A 16100-nucleotide genomic window follows, 5' to 3' on the forward strand; every position below is an offset into this window, starting at 1 on the left:
GGTCAGTACGGCTGGAGCAGCGCGTCGACGGCGTGGAGGGCGTCGCGGATGCAGGCGGGGACGCCGACCCCGCGGAAGGCGGCTCCGGCGATCGCCAGCCCGGGCACCTCGCTCACCGCGGCCCGGACGGCGTCGACCCGCTCCTGGTGACCCACCAGGTACTGGGGCAGCCCACCACCCCAGCGGACCACCCGGGTCTCCACCGGCTCGGGACGGTCGAGCTCGAGCAGCTCCGCGACGTCGGCGACCACCGCGGCCGCCAGGTCGTCGTCGGGCCGCTGCAGCTGGGACTCGTCCCGGAAGCGGCCCACCGACGAGCGGACCAGCAGGTGCGGTCCGGCGGGCCCGGCGGAGAGGTGCGGCCACTTCGACGACGAGACGGTCACGCCCTTGACCAGCCGGCCGGTCACCGGCGGCACGAGCAGTCCCGAGCCGGCCGGCACGGCCTGCGCGGGGAAGGCCATGGCGACCACCGCCATCGACGCGTAGGGGATGCCCTGCAGCGGGTGCACCGCGCCGGGCGCCACCGCGCCGAGCAACCGGGCGGCCTTGGGCGCGGGCGCGGCCACGAGCACCGCGTCGGCGGACAGGACCTGCGGCGCGGCGGCCGGCCCGATCGACAGCTCGAAGCCGCCGGGCACCCGCCGCAGTCCGTGCGCCGGCGTGCGGAGCCGGACGTCGGCGCCCGACGCCGCCACCAGCGCGGCAGGCAGCGAGCCGATGCCGTCGGCCACGGTCACGAACACCGGCGCGCCGACGTCGAACCGGCTGCCCGCCCCGGCGTCCCGCGCCGCGGCCGCCGCGCCGAGGACCGAGCCGGCGCCGGTCAGCTGCGCGGCCAGCTGAGGCATGGTCGCGCGGAGGGACAGCTCGTCGGCCCGCCCGGCGTAGACCCCGCCGAGCAGCGGCTCGACGAGGCGGTCGACCACCTCGTCGCCGAGCCGGTCGCGCAGCAGGGTGCCGACGGCGACGTCCCCGTCGACGGTCAGCGGCGGCAGACCGGCCTCGGCGGCGACCCGGGCGACACCGGCCGGGGTGAGGAGCCCGTCCAGTCCCTCGGCCGAGGCGGGGACGCCGAGCACCGTCCCCGCCGGCAGCGGGTGCCGGCCGTCGGGCAGCACGACCGCCGCCTGCGTGGTGGCCGGGGCGACCAGCCGGTCGGCCAGCCCGAGCCGCTCGACCAGCTGCACCGCCTCGGGCACGCGGGCGAGCATCGCCTCGGGCCCGGTGTCGTACCAGTGGCCGGCCAGCCGTACCCGGTCCAGCTTGCCGCCCACGCGGTCGCCGGCCTCGAGGACGACGATCTCGTCCTCCGGGCGGCGCCGGCGCCACTCGAACGCCGCGGCCAGACCGGTGATCCCGGCACCGACGACGACCAGCCGGCTCATGGCATCGGGGCGGTGGGGCGGGCCGGGGACGTGGTGAGCTCGTGGACCAGCTCGGCGACGTGGGTCAGCACACCGGGGTCGGTGTCGGGCAGCACGCCGTGGCCCAGGTTGAACACGTGCCCGCGGGCCGCCCGGCCCTGCTCGACCACCCGGCGCACCTCGCGGTCGACGGTCGCCCGGTCGGCCAGCAGGACGGCGGGGTCGAGGTTGCCCTGCAGGGACCGTTGGGGCCCGACCCGGCGGGCCGCCTCGTCCAGCGGCAGCCGCCAGTCCACGCCCACGACGTCGGCCCCGGCGTCCCCGATCAGCGGCAGCAGTTCGCCGGTGCCGACGCCGAAGTGGATGCGCGGGACGTTCCGGTCCCCTAGACCGTCGAAGACCGCGCGGGAGTGCGGCAGCACCCGCTCGGCGTAGTCGGCGGCGGACAGCACGCCGGCCCAGGAGTCGAACAGCTGGACGGCGGAGGCACCGGCGTCCACCTGGGCCCGCAGGAACACCGCCGCGGAGATCGCCAGGCGGTCCAGCAGCCGTCCCCACGCCTCCGGTTCGGCGTACATGAAGGCCTTGGTGCGGGCGTGCTCCTTGGACGGGCCACCCTCGATCAGGTAGGTCGCGAGGGTGAACGGGGCCCCGGCGAACCCGATCAGCGGCGTGGGGCCGAGCTCGGCGACCAGCCGGCGCACCGCCGTCTCCAGGAACGCGAGGCGCTCGGGCTCCAGCGGCGGCAGTGCGTCGACGTCGGCGACCGACCGCACCGGCTCGGCCACCACCGGGCCCACGCCGGGCTTGATCTCGATGTCGACACCGGCCACGACCAGCGGCAGCACGATGTCGGAGAAGAGGATCGCGGCGTCCACCCCGTGCCGGCGCACCGGCTGCAGGGTGATCTCGGTGACCAGGTCGGGGTCCTGGCAGGCGGCCAGCATCGCCGTCCCGGCGCGCAGGGCGCGGTACTCCGGCAGCGAGCGGCCGGCCTGGCGCATGAACCACACCGGCGTCCGGCTGACCGGCAGGCCGCGGGCGGCGCGCACCAGGTCCGAGTCGGCGGGAGAGGGTCCGGGCGTGCCGGCGGCGGAGGTCACGACCGCCGATCCTCCCAGAACGGTGCGGCGCGTCGGCCGCGCGGGGCGGCATCGCGACCTACCCTGCGAGCGTGGAGCCTTCCAGCCTGGCCGGCGCCGGGCGCGGTGCCGGCGACGAACCCCCGGAGGAGTTCCGCGCTGCCCTCGAGGCCCTGGCCGGTGTCCGGGTCCGGCCCGAGATGCTCCTGGAGCACATCCCCGCCCCGCAGCGGCTGGCGCCCTACGCGCACGCGGTGGGCGTCCTGGTCACCGAGCCCGACGGCGACGAGGACGTCGAGATCGCCACCGGGCGGTTCATCGTCCTGCACGACCCGGCCGGGCACGAGGCGTGGGCCGGCACCACCCGGTGCGTCGGCTACCTGTCGGCGGCCACCGACGAGCACATGGTCGACGACGCGATGTTCTCCGAGGTCGCGTGGAGCTGGCTCACCGACGCGCTCAGCGAGTCCGGCGCCACCCACCACGCCGTGGGAGGCACGGTCACCCGCACCGCGTCGACGCGCTTCGGGGACCTGGCCGGACCCGAGCACTCGGTCGACGTGGAGATCCGCGCCTCGTGGACGGCCGAGGACAGCCGGCTCGACCGGCACCTCGACGCCTGGCTGGAGGTGCTCGGCAACGCGGCGGGTCTGCCACCGCCCGGCGTCCGGCTGCTGGGTCCCTCCGGCACCGCCGGAGACGGAACTCTCTAACATCGGTGTCCCGGGGGCCGGAACGCCCCCGCGCCGGCGGCCCCTCCCCGGCTCCACGCGGCCCGTGCCGCGGAGCTGTGCGCTGCCGGAGGCACCTGCTGACGAGACGGGCGAGAAGGTGGACGGCAACTGAGCACCGAGCCCATCCCGGCGCCGGACGAGGAGCAGACCGCTCCCCCGGCGACCCCGCTGCTGGCCCCGCGCGACGGCCTGCCACCGGTCATCGAGACCTCCACCGCGCTCGTCGAGTACGCCGAGGCGCTCCGGTCCGGGACGGGTCCGGTGGCCGTGGACGCCGAGCGGGCGTCGGGCTACCGGTACGGCCAGCGCGCGTACCTGGTCCAGCTGCGCCGGGAGGGGGCGGGCACCGGCCTGGTGGACCCGATCCCGTTGCCGGACCTGTCCGTGCTCCAGGAGGCGATCGCCGACGCCGAGTGGGTGCTGCACGCGGCCAACCAGGACCTCCCGTGCCTCGCGGAGATCGGCCTGGTCCCGGCCCGCGTCTTCGACACCGAGCTGGCCGCGCGGCTGGCCGGCCTCCCGCGGGTGGGCCTCGGCGCGGTCGTCGAGTCACTGCTCGGGTTCTCGCTGCAGAAGGGCCACTCCGCCGCCGACTGGAGCACCCGGCCCCTGCCCGAGGAGTGGCTGGTCTACGCCGCCCTGGACGTCGAGGTGCTGGTCGACCTGCGGGACGCACTGGCGGCCATCCTCGAGGAGCAGGGCAAGACGGAGTGGGCGCGCCAGGAGTTCGAGGCGATCCTCGCCGCGGGCCCACCCGCACCCAAGGCGGACCCGTGGCGGCGCACCTCCGGCGTGCACGGGCTGCGCAACCGCCGGCAGCTGGGCATGCTGCGCGCCCTGTGGCAGGCCCGCGACGACCTGGCCCGCCGCCGGGACGTCGCCCCCGGACGGGTGCTGCCCGACACCGCCATGGTCTCGGCGGTGCAGGCCGACCCCCGGACCGAGGGCGCCCTCCTGGAGCTGCCGGTGTTCCGCGGCCGGGCCAACCGCAAGCTGGTCGCCACCTGGTTCGGCGCGCTGGCCCGGGGCCGCGAGCTGCCGGAGGCCGAGCTCCCCCCGCACAGCAAGCCGAGCGACGGCCCGCCGCCGGTCAACCGCTGGGCCGACCGCGACGCGGCCGCCGCCACCCGGCTGGCGACCGCCCGCGCGGGGCTGGCGGCGCTGGCCGCGGCGCACGCCCTCCCGGTGGAGAACCTGCTCTCCCCCGACCTGGTCCGCCGGCTGATGTGGACCCCGCCCGAGCCGCGGGACGCCGCGACCGTGGCAGCCGCCCTGCGGGACGGGGGCGCACGGGAGTGGCAGGTCGAGCTCACCCGCGACGTCCTCACCGACGCGATCAGCCGCGCCTGACCGGACGGCCGCTGTCCCGTGCAGCGGACCGACCACCGCGCCGCCCCGCGTGCGACGCTCGCCTCCACGTGTCGTCGAGGACGCCGGGCGAGGAGCAGGTGGCATGGGCGAGGACCGCGACCAGGCGCCGGCCCGCTCCGCGGCGACCCGGCCCGGCCCGCGACTGTGCCTGGCCGCCGCCTGCGCGGTCCTCGCGGTGGCCGCCACGCTGGTCCTCCGGTCGGGCCGCGACCCCGTCCCCGCCCCCGCGGCGGCGCCCTCGGCCTCCGTGCCCGCGCCGGTCGACGTCCTGGGGCTGCCGACGCGCGGGTCGCTCGCCGGCGATCCCGCCTTCCTCGACGGCGTCCGGCGGCTGCCCTGGACCGTGCGCGAGTCGACCGTGGGGCCCGGCCTGCCGGACGCCCCGGTCGACTCCCGCCGGGTGGTCTTCGCCGGCGACGTCCCCGGGGGCCGGTGGGCGCTCGTCGTCGGCGCGCACACGCTGGCCGCGGGGGTGCCGGCCGACCCACCCGGCCCGCCGGACGGCGACCTCGCGGCGGCCTGGTTCGCCGGACCTCCGGGGGCACGCCCGGACCAGATGCGGCTGCGCACCGTCCCCCGCCGCGCCCCGCCCGGGCAGCCGGTCGCCATGGTCGATCCGGCGACCGGCGCGCTGGCCGTCGTCGCCGCACCCGGCGACGTCGTCGAGGTGTCCGACCACCCGGACATCTCCGCCGACGGCGACGCCGCCCGCAGCTACCGGCGGGTTCCGGTCGAGGCGGGCGTGGCCGTCGTCGCCCTGCCCCCCAACGACCTCTTGCTCACGGCCGTGGCCTACCGCGTGGTGCGCGACTGGACCCAGGTCGTGCGCACCAAGCCCGACCCCTTCCCGGCCCCGCCGTCCCGGCCGGCCCCCGTCCTGCTCCGCCGAGAGCTGCCGTCCGCCGCGGCCGAGCGGCTGGTCCAGCGGGCGGCGACCGCGGTCCTCGAGCGACTGGGGCTGCCCCCGGCCGACGTGCAGGTGGCCGCCGAGTGGGCCGGGGACGTGCCGGTCCCGCGCGGGGGGACGGGCACCGCCGCGGTCGTCACCGTGACCGTCCCGAGCGGTGCCGTGGTGGTGAACACCGAGTGGGCCGTCCCCGGCCCCGGCGGCGCGGTGTCGCACACCCGGTGCTCGCTGGCGATCGAGCCGGCCGGGATCCCGACCGACCGCCGGGTCCACGCCATGGCGTGCGGGGCGCGGACCGGCGGGCGCACGGCGTCGTGGACCAGCCTCGTCGTGGTCGGGCCACCGATGGTCGCCGTGGTCCGCGCCCACGACGCACGGGGCGCCTTCCTGGCCGAGCACCGGGCGACCGACGGCGTGGTCGTCGCTCCGTTCCCGCGCGGGACCGCGACGGTGGAGGCGGTGACCGACGGCGGGGTCAGCCTGGGCCGGGTGCGGCTGCTCGGCCAGGCCGCCGACTTCGGCAGCTGACCGGGGCCGCGACGATCCGACCCCACGGCGCCGTCCGGTGGCGGGCGGCCGACGGCCCACGGAGCCACCGGCCGTGCCACCATCGTCCTGACGACGCGTCGTCGAGGCAGCAGGCCGTCGGCGCGCCGGGCGGAGGAGCACGCGGCATGACCGGCGAGCGGGACCAGGTGCCACCGGCTCCGGGCGCGGACGGGCGCGGTGCGTCGCGCCGGCTCCTCGCCTGGGCCACCGTGGGCTGCGTGGTCCTCGCGGTCCTCGTCCCGCTCGTCGTCCGTGCGGACCGGGCGCCCGCTCCCGCGCCGGCCGCGACGCCACCCCCGACGGCGGCGTCCACGGCGAGGGGCGTCGGCGTCCCGGCGGCCGCGGACGTGCTGGGGCTGCCGACGCGCGGGTCGCTGGCCGGCGATCCCGCCTTCGTGGCGGGCGTCCGGCAGCTGCCCTGGAACGACGCGGGCGCGCCGCCGGACCGCCTCCAACCCGATCCGGGGACCCGCAGGGTCGTCTTCGCCGGCGACGTCCCCGGCGGCAGGTGGGCGCTCGTGGCCGGCCGCAACCCGCTGCTCGCGGCGGAGTCCCCGGGCGCACCACCGGCACCGGGCGGTCGCGGGCTCGTCGCGGCCTGGTTCGCCGGACCGCCCGGTGCGACGGCTGAGCAGATGCGGCTGCGCGGCGTCCCCCGGGGCGTGGCGGGCGACCGGCCCGCCGCCCTCCTGGACCCGCTCGCGGGCGCCCTCGTCGTGCTGGGCGCCCCCGGCGACGTGGTCGAGGTGTCCGACCACCCGGTCGTCTCCGCCGACGGGAGGGTCTCGCGCAGCTACCGGCCCGTGGCCGCGCCGGACGGGGTGGCCGTGGTCGCGCTCCCACCCGCCGAGCTGCCGTCGGTGTCCGCCGTGGCGTACCAGGTGGTGCGCGACGGGGCGCTGCTGATCCGCACCGAGCCCGACCCGTTCCCGGACCCGGCCGCTCCGCCGCCGCCTCCGGTGCCCATCGACTACCGGCGCGGCCTCCCGTCGGCCACCGGTGCGCAGGTGGCGCAGCGGGTGGCCGCGGGGATCGTCGCCCAGGTCGGGCTGCCACGGACGGCCGTGCAGGTGGCGGCGCCCTGGGTCGGCGACGTGCCGCAGGACGGACCGGGCGCCGGCACCGTCGCGGTCGTGACGGTGACCGTGCCCAGCGGCGCCGTCGTCGTCGGCGCCGAGTGGGCCGCCCCGGCCGATGACGGCGCTGCGGGGCGCCGGTGCGCCTTGGCGATCGCGCCGGCCGGGTTCCCGCTCGACCGGCAGGTGCACGCGCTGTCCTGCGGCGCGCCCAGCAGCACCGGGACGGCCGCTCCGCAGACCGACCTCGTGGTGGTCGCCCCGCCGTCGGTCGCGACGGTCCGCGCCCACAGCGCCGCCGGCATCTTCCTCGCCGAGTTCCCGGCCGCCGACGGCGTGGTCGTCGCCCCGTTCCCCCGGCGGACGGTGACGGTGGAGGCCATCACCGGCGGCGGGGTCAGCCTCGGCCGGGTGCGACTGCTCGGCCAGTCCGCGGACTTCGGCAGCTGACCCGGGCGGGGTTGGAGCAGCGGTTACCGGCGGGTAACTTGAAGCTGCCGCACGCTCCCGCGCGGCGGTACCGAACTGCTTCGGAGGTCCCGTGTCATCCAGAGAGCGGCAGCCGCGCCCGCTGCGGGAGGTCGTCTTCGTCGACGGCGTCCGCACCCCCTTCGGCAAGGCCGGCCCGAAGGGCCTGTACGCGGAGACCCGTGCCGACGACCTGGTCGTGCGCTGCATCCGCGAGCTGCTGCGCCGCAATCCGGCGCTGCCGGCCGACCGGATCGACGAGGTCGCCATCGCGGCCACCACGCAGATCGGCGACCAGGGCCTCACCATCGGCCGCACCGCCGCGTTGCTGGCCGGGCTGCCGAAGTCCGTCCCGGGGTACGCGATCGACCGGATGTGCGCCGGCGCGATGACGGCGGTGACCACCACCGCGTCCGGGATCGCCTTCGGCGCCTACGACGTCGCCATCGCCGGCGGCGTGGAGCACATGGGCCGCCACCCGATGGGCGAGGGCGTCGACCCCAACCCGCGGATCCTGAGCGAGAAGCTGGTCGACCCCTCCGCACTGGTCATGGGCTCCACCGCCGAGAACCTGCACGACCGCTTCCCGCACCTGACCAAGGAGCGCGCCGACGCGTTCGCCCTGGCCAGCCAGCAGAAGTACGCCAAGGCCGTGGCCAACGGCCAGATCGGCCCCGAGCTGGTCACCGTGGCCACCCGCTCGGCCGAGCACGGCTGGGGGGTCGCCACGCTCGACGAGCCCCCGCGGCCGCAGACCACCCTCGAGGGCCTGGCGTCGCTGAAGACGCCGTTCCGCCCGCACGGCCACGTCACGGCCGGCAACGCCGCAGGGCTCAACGACGGTGCCACCGGGTGCCTGCTGGCAGCCGAGGACGTCGCGCTCGAGCTCGGGCTGGGCGTCGGCATGCGGCTGGTGGGCTACGGCTTCGCCGGCGTCGAGCCCGAGGTCATGGGCGTGGGCCCGATCCCCTCCACCGAGAAGGCGCTGGCGCGGACCGGGCTGTCGATCGAGGACGTCGGCCTGTTCGAGCTGAACGAGGCCTTCGCCGTCCAGGTGCTGGCCTTCCTGGACCACTTCGGCATCGCCGACGACGACGAGCGGGTCAACCCCTGGGGCGGCGCGATCGCCGTCGGCCACCCGCTGGCCTCCTCCGGCGTGCGGCTGATGACCCAGCTGTCCCGCCAGTTCGCCGAGCGGCCCGACGTCCGGTACGGCCTGACCGCCATGTGCATCGGGCTGGGCATGGGCGGCACGGTGATCTGGGAGAACCCGACCTGGGAAGGCTTCGCCACGTGACCACAGCAGTGTTCGAGAACGAGGTCGTCACGGCGGCGAAGGTGCGCTTCCTGACCCTGCCCGGGCTCTCCGGCGAGTTCGCCCTGATCACGATCGACAACGGCCACGACCACACCCGGCCGTCGACGTTCGGGCCGGGCGGGCTGGCGTCGCTGGACGCCGCCCTGGACGAGATCGCCGCCCGCTCCCCCGCCCCCGTGGCGATCGGCGTGACCGGCAAGCCGTTCGTCTTCGCCGTCGGCGCCGACCTGTCCGGCGTCCCGGCCATCATCGACGCCGCCATGGCCCGGGAGATCGCCGAGACCGGGCACCGGGTGTTCCGCCGGCTCAAGGACGCGCCGGTCCCGACGTTCGCCTTCGTGAACGGCGTCGCGCTCGGCGGCGGCCTGGAGCTGGCGCTGCACTGCCGGTACCGGACGATCGCGTCGACGGCGACGGTCGCCTTCCCCGAGGTCTTCCTCGGCCTGGTCCCCGGCTGGGGCGGCACCCAGCTGCTGCCGAACCTGATCGGCATCGACCCGGCCGTCACGGTCGTCGTCGAGAACGCGCTGGCGCAGAACAGGATGACGCCCGCGCCGAAGGCCGCGAAGCTGGGCATCGCCGACGCCGTCCTGGAGCCGGCCGACTTCCTGGAGCGGTCGCTCGAGTGGGCCGTCGGCGTCCTCGACGGGTCCGTCACGGTCCCGCGTCCCGACGTCGATCCCGCGGCCTGGGACGAGTCGATCGAGCGGGCCCGCGCGATCGTGGCCGGCCGCACGCGCAACGCGTCGCCGGGCGCCGTCCGGGCCGTGGAACTGCTCGACCTGGCTCGCAACGGCGTCGACGGCGAGGCGTTCACGGCGGGCACCGCGGCCGAGGACGACGCACTGACCGACCTGCTGATGAGCGACCCCCTGCGGGCCTCGCTGTACTCGTTCGACCTGGTCAACAAGCGGGCCAAGCGGCCGGCGGGTGCGCCGGACCGGTCACTGGCCCGCACGGTCACCAAGGTCGGCGTCGTCGGCGCGGGTCTCATGGCCTCGCAGCTGGCGATGCTGTTCGTGCGGCAGCTGACGGTGCCGGTCGTGCTGACCGACGTCGACCAGGCGCGCGTGGACAAGGGCGTGGCCTACGTGCACGGCGAGCTGGACGAGCTGGCCCTGCGCGGCAGGCTGAACCGGGACGAGCTCAACCGGCTCAAGGGCCTGGTCACCGGCTCGCTGTCCAAGGGCGCCTTCGCCGACGCCGACCTCGTCATCGAGGCCGTCTTCGAGGAGATGTCGGTCAAGCAGCAGGTGTTCGCCGAGGTCGAAGCGGTCGTGTCCGAGACGTGCGTGCTGGCGACCAACACCTCGGCTCTGTCGGTCACCGAGATGGCGTCGAAGCTCGAGCACCCGGAGCGGGTCGTCGGCATGCACTTCTTCAACCCGGTCGCGGTCCTGCCGCTGCTCGAGGTGGTGCGCGCCGAGCGGACCGACGACGCCACGCTGGCCACCGCGTTCTCGGTCGGCAGGTCCCTGAAGAAGTCGTGCGTCCTGGTCGCGGACGCCCCCGCGTTCGTGGTCAACCGGCTGCTCACCCGCTTCCTCGGCGAGGTCACCGCCTCGGTGGAGCAGGGCACCCCGGTGGCGGTGGCCGACCGGGCGCTCGATCCGCTCGGCCTGCCGATGACGCCCTTCGAGCTGCTCACTCTCGTCGGCCCCCCGGTGGCGCTGCACGTCGCGGAGCGCATGCACGAGGCCTTCCCCGACCGCTTCTCCGTCGGCGTGGGGCTCAGGAAGATGGTCGAGCTCGGCAAGTCGTCGGTGTACAGCGAGCCGGGCGTCGTCGACCCCGAGCTCGCGGGCATCGACGCCGGCGACTCCCCGCTCACCGAGGAGCAGGTGCGCGAGCGCGCCGTCGAGGCGCTGGCGCAGGAGATCCGGCTGATGCTGGACGAGGGCGTCGTGCAGGCCGTGCAGGACATCGACCTGTGCATGCTGCTGGGCGCCGGGTGGCCGTTCTGGCTGGGCGGCATCTCCGCCCACCTGGACCGAGCAGGCGTCTCCGAGCAGGTCACCGGCGAGCGGTTCCTGCCGAAGGGCGTGGCCTCGCTGCCCGCCTGACCGAGAGCCCGACGGCCCGGCCCCCTCAGCGTCGAGGGAGCCGGGCCGTCGTCGTTCGGTCGCCGACCGATCAGCCGCCTGAGCTCGGCGAGGCGATCCGCGGCCCTCCCCGGTCGTCGAGGTGGAGTTCGGACCTCCCCCGTGGTGATCCCTCCTCGAATGCGCGCGGGTCAACCGGCGAAGCCGGAACCGGTCTCCAGCAGGGACTTGAGATCGCTGAGCACCCAGTCCCAGCCGCCGCCGCCGGGCGCGCCGAGCTCCTCGGAGCCACGGACCAGCGCGTCCAGCGCGGGCATGCCGCCGACCTCGTGGGTGACGGTGAGCCGGCAGACGCCGTCCGGGCCGGGGCCGGCGATGTCGTAGGTGAGCCGACTGAAGCCCTCGGCCGCCGTGGTGGGGTCCATGAGCATCCGCCAGGTCTGCACCAGCTCGTGCGGCGGCTCGGCCACGATCACCTCGCCGTCGACGATGACCTCCGGCGGCGGCGGGTAGCCCATCTCGGCCGATGCCTGCTTCATGCCCTCCGAGGCGAAGGAGCGGTAGGAACCGCCCGGGCTCAGGTCGTACTCAGCTGCGGCGCCGTACCCGTACCGGCCGTTCCACTCCGGGTCGATGATCGCCTGCCAGATCCGCTCCGGCTCGGCCTTGATGAAGATGCGGTGCACCTGGACCGTCGTGGCCCGCTCGGCCGGCACCGTCTCGGTGCTCGTCATGGTCGCTCCTCCAGCTCGTTCGTGAGGTCGATGAGCGCCGTGACCTGGCGCTCCGTGTACTCGTCGATCCACCGGTCGTGGACCAGGCGGATGGGCACCGGGTTCAGGAAGTGCAACCTTCTCCCGGTCGGACCTACGCGAGACGACCAGGTCGGCCGCCTCGAGCACGCGCAGGTGCTTCATCACGCCGTAGCGCGTCATCTCCACCGCCGACTCGAGCTCGGTGAGCGTCTGCCCGTCACGGGCGAACAGCCGGTCGAGCAGGAGCCGGCGGGTCGGGTCGGCGAGCGCCTTGAACACGCGGTCGTCGTCCATGCGGCGAAGACAGGTGACCAAGAAGTCACACGTCGACGGCGACCGGGCCGACGACGTGACGGACGTCCGTCACGCCGTGTGGAGGGTCGCCACCGGGGCGCGCGAACGGCTCAGCGAGGCAGGGCGACGACGCGCGGCCGCAGATCCCGCCGGTGCTCAGCCCGTGCGCGTGCCCGTTCCCACCCCGAGACCGCGGAGGTGCCGCGGACGGAGCTCCGCTACTGCTGCGCGCCGTCCACCGGCGCCGGCACCGAGGCCTCGGCACGCTCGGCCAGCCGCGCGGCCCACTCGGCGATGCGCCGGGCGACGTCCTGCTCGGTGAGACCGACGTCGGCGAGCACCTGCCCCCGGCTGCCGTGGTCGAGGAAGGCCTGCGGCAGTCCCAGCGTGCGGACCGGGACGTCGTGTCCCCCGTCCTGCAGCGCCTGGGTCAGCGTGGTGCCCACACCCCCGGCCCGGCCGCCGTCCTCCACGGTGACCACCAGACGGTGCCCGGCGGCGAGGTCGACCAGCTCGGGGGCGACCGGCAGCACCCAGCGCGGATCGACGACGGTCACCTCGATGCCGTGGTCGGCGGCCCGCTCGGCAGCGGCCAGGCACAGCGGCACCATCGACCCGACGGCGACCAGCAGCACCTCCGCGGACGCGCCGCGGCGCAGCACGTCGACCGGCCCCCGGCGCTCCAGCGCCGGGAGGTCGACCGGCGGTGCCCCCTTCGGGAAGCGCAGCACGGTCGGCCCGTCGGTGACGGCGACCGCCTCGCGCAGCGCCTCACGGAGGGTGGACTCGTCCCGGGGGGCGGCCAGCCGCAGCCCCGGGACGACCGAGAGGATCGACATGTCCCACATGCCGTTGTGCGAGGCGCCGTCGGTGCCGGTCACGCCGGCCCGGTCGAGGACGACCGTCACCGGCTGGCGGTGCAGCGCGACGTCCATGAGCAGCTGGTCGAACGCCCGGTTGAGGAAGGTCGAGTAGACCGCGACCACCGGGTGCAGGCCGCCCATGGCCAGCCCCGCGGCCGAGGTCAGCGCGTGCTGCTCGGCGATGCCGACGTCGAAGGTGCGCTCGGGGAAGCGCTCGGCGAACGGCGCCAGGCCGGTCGGGTGCAGCATCGCCGCCGTGATGGCCACGACGTCCGAGCGCTCCGTGCCGATCCGCACCAGCTCGTCGGAGAAGGCGGCCGTCCAGTCGCGGGCGGCGGCGGCACTGGCCCCGCTGTCGGGGTCGAAGACGCCGGTGGCGTGCCAGGCGTCGATCTGGTCGGTCTCCGCCGGCGGGTAGCCGAAGCCCTTGGTGGTGACGGCGTGCACGATCACCGGCCCGCCGAAGGACCGTGCCCGGCGCAGCGCGGACTCCATCACCTCGGCGTCGTGGCCGTCGACGGGTCCGACGTACTTCATGCCGAGGTCCTCGAACATGCCCTGCGGGGAGAGGACGTCCTTGAGGCCCTTCTTGATCGCGTGCAGCGCGTCGTAGAGGGCCGAGCCGAGGACCGGCGCGCGGTGCAGCGCCTGCCGCACCTGCAGCAGCGCCTGCTCGTACCCCGGCCGCAGCCGCAGCGTCGCCAGCGCGTCGGCGACCCCGCCGATCGTGGGCGAGTAGGACCGGCCGTTGTCGTTGACCACGATGACGACGGGGCGGTCCTGCGCCGCGGCGATGTTGTTCAGCGCCTCCCAGGCCATGCCGCCGGTCAGTGCGCCGTCGCCGATGACGGCGACCACCGGGCGGGAATCGCCGCGGACCGCGAAGGCCTTGGCCAGCCCGTCGGCGTAGGACAGCGAGGTGGAGGCGTGGCTGTTCTCGACCCAGTCGTGCTCGCTCTCCGCCCGGCTCGGGTACCCGGAGAGCCCGCCGCGCTGGCGCAGCCGCTCGAAGCCCTCGACCCGGCCGGTGAGCATCTTGTGCACGTAGCTCTGGTGCCCGGTGTCGAAGACGATCGGCTCGCGCGGGGAGTCGAAGACCCGGTGCAGGGCGATGGTCAGCTCCACCGCGCCGAGGTTCGGGCCCAGGTGCCCACCGGTCCTGGCGATGCTGGTGACCAGCGCGTCGCGGATCTCCGCGGCCAGCACCGGGACCTGGTCGGCGGGCAGTGCCCGGAGGTCGGCGGGGGTGCGGAGGGAGCGCAGGAGCGACACGAGGAGGTGGCGTCCTCTCTTGTCGGCGGCAGGTGCGCAGCGACCCAGGAGGCCGCCGATCAACTGTAGACGCGGTTTCCCCGGTCTTCCGGTCGAGCGGCGGACGTGGATGCAGGCTCACAGCGCCGTCGCCCGCGCCCGGCCCACCGCGGGTGGACGGCGGTCACAACCGCGGCACCCAGCGCTCGCCGCGCAGTGCGCCGGCGACGACCTCGACCCCCCGGGCAGCCGAGACCAGCCGGGTGCCCTCGCGCTCGTAGGCGTTGACCGCGGCCTCCATCGCGTCCGCGGGCAGGTCGTCGGCGAGCTCGACGCGCACGGTGCGCCACCCGGCGCGGGCGGCCTCGAGTCCGGCGGTCACGTGGTCCCGCGCGAACCGCGCCAGCAGCACGGGGTAGCGGCGCAGCACCTCGTGCGCGCGGTAGTCCGGCGGGACGAGGTCGAACAACCACGCGACGGCGGTCTGCTCCCAGTCCGGCGCCCCGGGGGGGCGCACCGCGTCGGGCCAGCCCGGCGGCAGGGTCGCGTCCACCCGACCAGTGTGCCGTACCGGTCGAACACGCGTTCGATCGACGCGCGCCCGGGTCGTCGTCAGGCCGACGACGGCCGCTTGAGCCAGAACTGCTCGAAGCCCCACGTCCCGGCGCCGCTCGAGTGGTAGCTGACCAGCTCCCACCCCTCGGCGCCCAGCCGGTTGAGCACCGAGCTGGTGTCGCCGGCCTGCCGCTCCGACGCCCCGCCGGGGAGCTTGACGCTCACCCCTGCGCGCTGCGACTCCGCGTCGTTGGCCGTGATGACCGAGGCGTACTCCCAGGTGGTCACGGGATGCACGGTAGCCGGTCCACCGCGGGCCGACGCGCCGGCCGTCACATCTCGACCCGGACCCTTCCGTCACCGGACGTCTCCGGCTACGGTGACTCCGCGCGCTGAGCCGACTCCACTCCGTGTCTGCCCTCTGGTCCCCCGGGCCGCGCCGTCTTCCCGCCCTGCCGCTTCCCGAGGGGACCCTGCATGAGCCGCGCGTCCACATCCCGCTCCCGCCGCCCGGTACGGGGTCACTCGCGGGTGGCGACCGCCGTCCTCGGGGTGCTGTCGGTGGCCGGCATGGCCGCCGGCCTGGGCGCCGTCGCGCTCGACGGCCGGTCCGCGGCCGCGTCGGCGACCGAGGTGGCGACCGCGGCCGACGAGGTGGCCGGCGCGACCCCGTCGCGGGCCGCCGGCATCGGGGACGCCTCGCGCCTCGCCGCGACCGCTGCTCCGACGCCGAGCGCGACCGCCTCGGCCACGCCGCCGCCGTCGGAGGAGCCGGCGCCCTCCCCGGCCGCACCGCCGGCGACGACCGAGGCCCCGGTGGTGGCCGCGGCTCCGCGCAGCACCACCGCGCCGCCGCCGGCCCCCGCGCCGGGGCCGGCCCCCGCACCGGCTCCCGCCCCCGCTCCCGCTCCCGCCCCGAAGCCCCCGGCGCCGGCACCGCCGCCCGCGGCGCCCGTTGCGGCGGCCGCGCCCGCGCCGTCCGCGGGCGAGCGGCAGATCCAGGCCTACCTCACCGGCTACTCCTGGTTCGACAACACCCCCGCGGGCAGCCCGGGGATCTCGCACCCGCAGGTGCACCGGCAGGCGGCGGGGACCGGTACGTACGCCGACCCCATCACCGTCGCGGTCGGGCACTCCAAGGCCGGTGGCCAGCACACCCTCGACTGGCCGGCGGGCACGCGCTTCTACGTGCCCGCGCTGAGCCGGTACCTGATCGTCGAGGACACCTGTGGCGACGGGGCCGCTCCGCAGAACGGGGCCTGCCACACCGGCTACCCCTCGTCGGCGTCCACCTGGCTGGACGTCTGGGTGGACGGCCGCGACGGCGGCGAGAGCGCGGCCGACGCCTGCATGGGCCGGCTGACCGGCGTGCGCCCGGTGCTCGTCGACCCGGGGCCCGGGCACCCGGTGACGGCCGGCCCCATCGCGTCCGGCGGGGGCTGCGCGGCCTGATCCGCGCACCCCGGCC

At 76.2% G+C, this 16100-nt stretch carries 13 protein-coding genes and 1 pseudogene; 7 read left to right on the plus strand and 7 right to left on the minus strand.

What is annotated here, in order from left to right:
- Positions 1-2: 2 nt before the first annotated feature.
- Positions 3-1388 carry a protoporphyrinogen oxidase gene (hemG, locus tag GCU56_RS13365; protein ID WP_163482221.1) on the minus strand — a complete coding sequence of 462 codons (1386 nt, stop codon included), beginning with the start codon at positions 1386-1388 and terminating at the stop codon, positions 3-5.
- Entirely contained in the window at positions 1385-2470 is a 1086-nt protein-coding gene (hemE, locus tag GCU56_RS13370; RefSeq protein WP_345771821.1) for a uroporphyrinogen decarboxylase, read from the minus strand. Before hemE ends, hemG begins: the two co-directional genes overlap by 4 nt.
- Positions 2471-2541: 71 nt before the next feature.
- Here hemE and GCU56_RS13375 point away from each other — a divergent pair, with 71 nt between their 5' ends.
- The 6 genes from GCU56_RS13375 to GCU56_RS13400 all read left to right on the plus strand — a co-directional run bounded on the left by GCU56_RS13375 (position 2542) and on the right by GCU56_RS13400 (position 10935).
- On the plus strand, positions 2542-3162 hold the full coding sequence (locus GCU56_RS13375; protein ID WP_163482222.1) for a DUF3000 family protein: 621 nt from the start codon (positions 2542-2544) through the stop codon (positions 3160-3162).
- Positions 3163-3306: 144 nt separating this feature from the next.
- Entirely contained in the window at positions 3307-4533 is a 1227-nt protein-coding gene (locus GCU56_RS13380) for an HRDC domain-containing protein (protein ID WP_440588745.1), read from the plus strand.
- Positions 4534-4636: 103 nt separating this feature from the next.
- A complete protein-coding gene (locus tag GCU56_RS13385; RefSeq protein ID WP_163482223.1) occupies positions 4637-5989 on the plus strand; it encodes a hypothetical protein in 1353 nt (450 codons plus the stop codon).
- Positions 5990-6135: 146 nt separating this feature from the next.
- Complete coding sequence (locus GCU56_RS13390) at positions 6136-7536, plus strand: hypothetical protein (protein WP_163482224.1); 1401 nt, start codon at positions 6136-6138, stop codon at positions 7534-7536.
- Positions 7537-7627: 91 nt separating this feature from the next.
- Positions 7628-8851, plus strand: coding sequence for an acetyl-CoA C-acyltransferase (locus tag GCU56_RS13395; protein WP_163482225.1), 1224 nt, complete (start codon positions 7628-7630; stop codon positions 8849-8851).
- Complete coding sequence (locus tag GCU56_RS13400) at positions 8848-10935, plus strand: 3-hydroxyacyl-CoA dehydrogenase NAD-binding domain-containing protein (RefSeq protein WP_163482226.1); 2088 nt, start codon at positions 8848-8850, stop codon at positions 10933-10935. The genes GCU56_RS13395 and GCU56_RS13400 overlap by 4 nt, the downstream gene beginning before the upstream one ends.
- A 170-nt stretch (positions 10936-11105) precedes the next feature.
- Here GCU56_RS13400 and GCU56_RS24000 read toward each other — a convergent pair whose 3' ends face one another.
- The 5 genes and pseudogenes from GCU56_RS24000 to GCU56_RS13425 form a co-directional block, all read right to left on the minus strand.
- Positions 11106-11648: an SRPBCC domain-containing protein gene (locus GCU56_RS24000; protein WP_163482227.1), complete on the minus strand. Its 543-nt coding sequence runs from the start codon at positions 11646-11648 to the stop codon at positions 11106-11108.
- A gap of 198 nt (positions 11649-11846) precedes the next feature.
- Positions 11847-11963: pseudogene (locus GCU56_RS25505) on the minus strand (hypothetical protein); the annotation flags it as partial.
- 218 nt (positions 11964-12181) lie between these two features.
- Complete coding sequence (gene dxs, locus GCU56_RS13415) at positions 12182-14098, minus strand: 1-deoxy-D-xylulose-5-phosphate synthase (protein WP_163482228.1); 1917 nt, start codon at positions 14096-14098, stop codon at positions 12182-12184.
- 163 nt (positions 14099-14261) lie between these two features.
- Positions 14262-14630 carry a hypothetical protein gene (locus GCU56_RS13420; RefSeq protein WP_163482229.1) on the minus strand — a complete coding sequence of 123 codons (369 nt, stop codon included), beginning with the start codon at positions 14628-14630 and terminating at the stop codon, positions 14262-14264.
- Positions 14631-14689: 59 nt separating this feature from the next.
- Positions 14690-14920: a DUF4177 domain-containing protein gene (locus GCU56_RS13425; protein WP_163482230.1), complete on the minus strand. Its 231-nt coding sequence runs from the start codon at positions 14918-14920 to the stop codon at positions 14690-14692.
- A gap of 243 nt (positions 14921-15163) precedes the next feature.
- Here GCU56_RS13425 and GCU56_RS23470 point away from each other — a divergent pair, with 243 nt between their 5' ends.
- On the plus strand, positions 15164-16084 hold the full coding sequence (locus GCU56_RS23470) for a hypothetical protein (RefSeq protein ID WP_204332024.1): 921 nt from the start codon (positions 15164-15166) through the stop codon (positions 16082-16084).
- The last annotated feature ends 16 nt before the right edge of the window (positions 16085-16100 follow it).

It is taken from the genome of Geodermatophilus sabuli (genome assembly GCF_010686765.1).
Classification (GTDB): Bacteria; Actinomycetota; Actinomycetes; order Mycobacteriales; family Geodermatophilaceae; genus Geodermatophilus; species Geodermatophilus sabuli_A.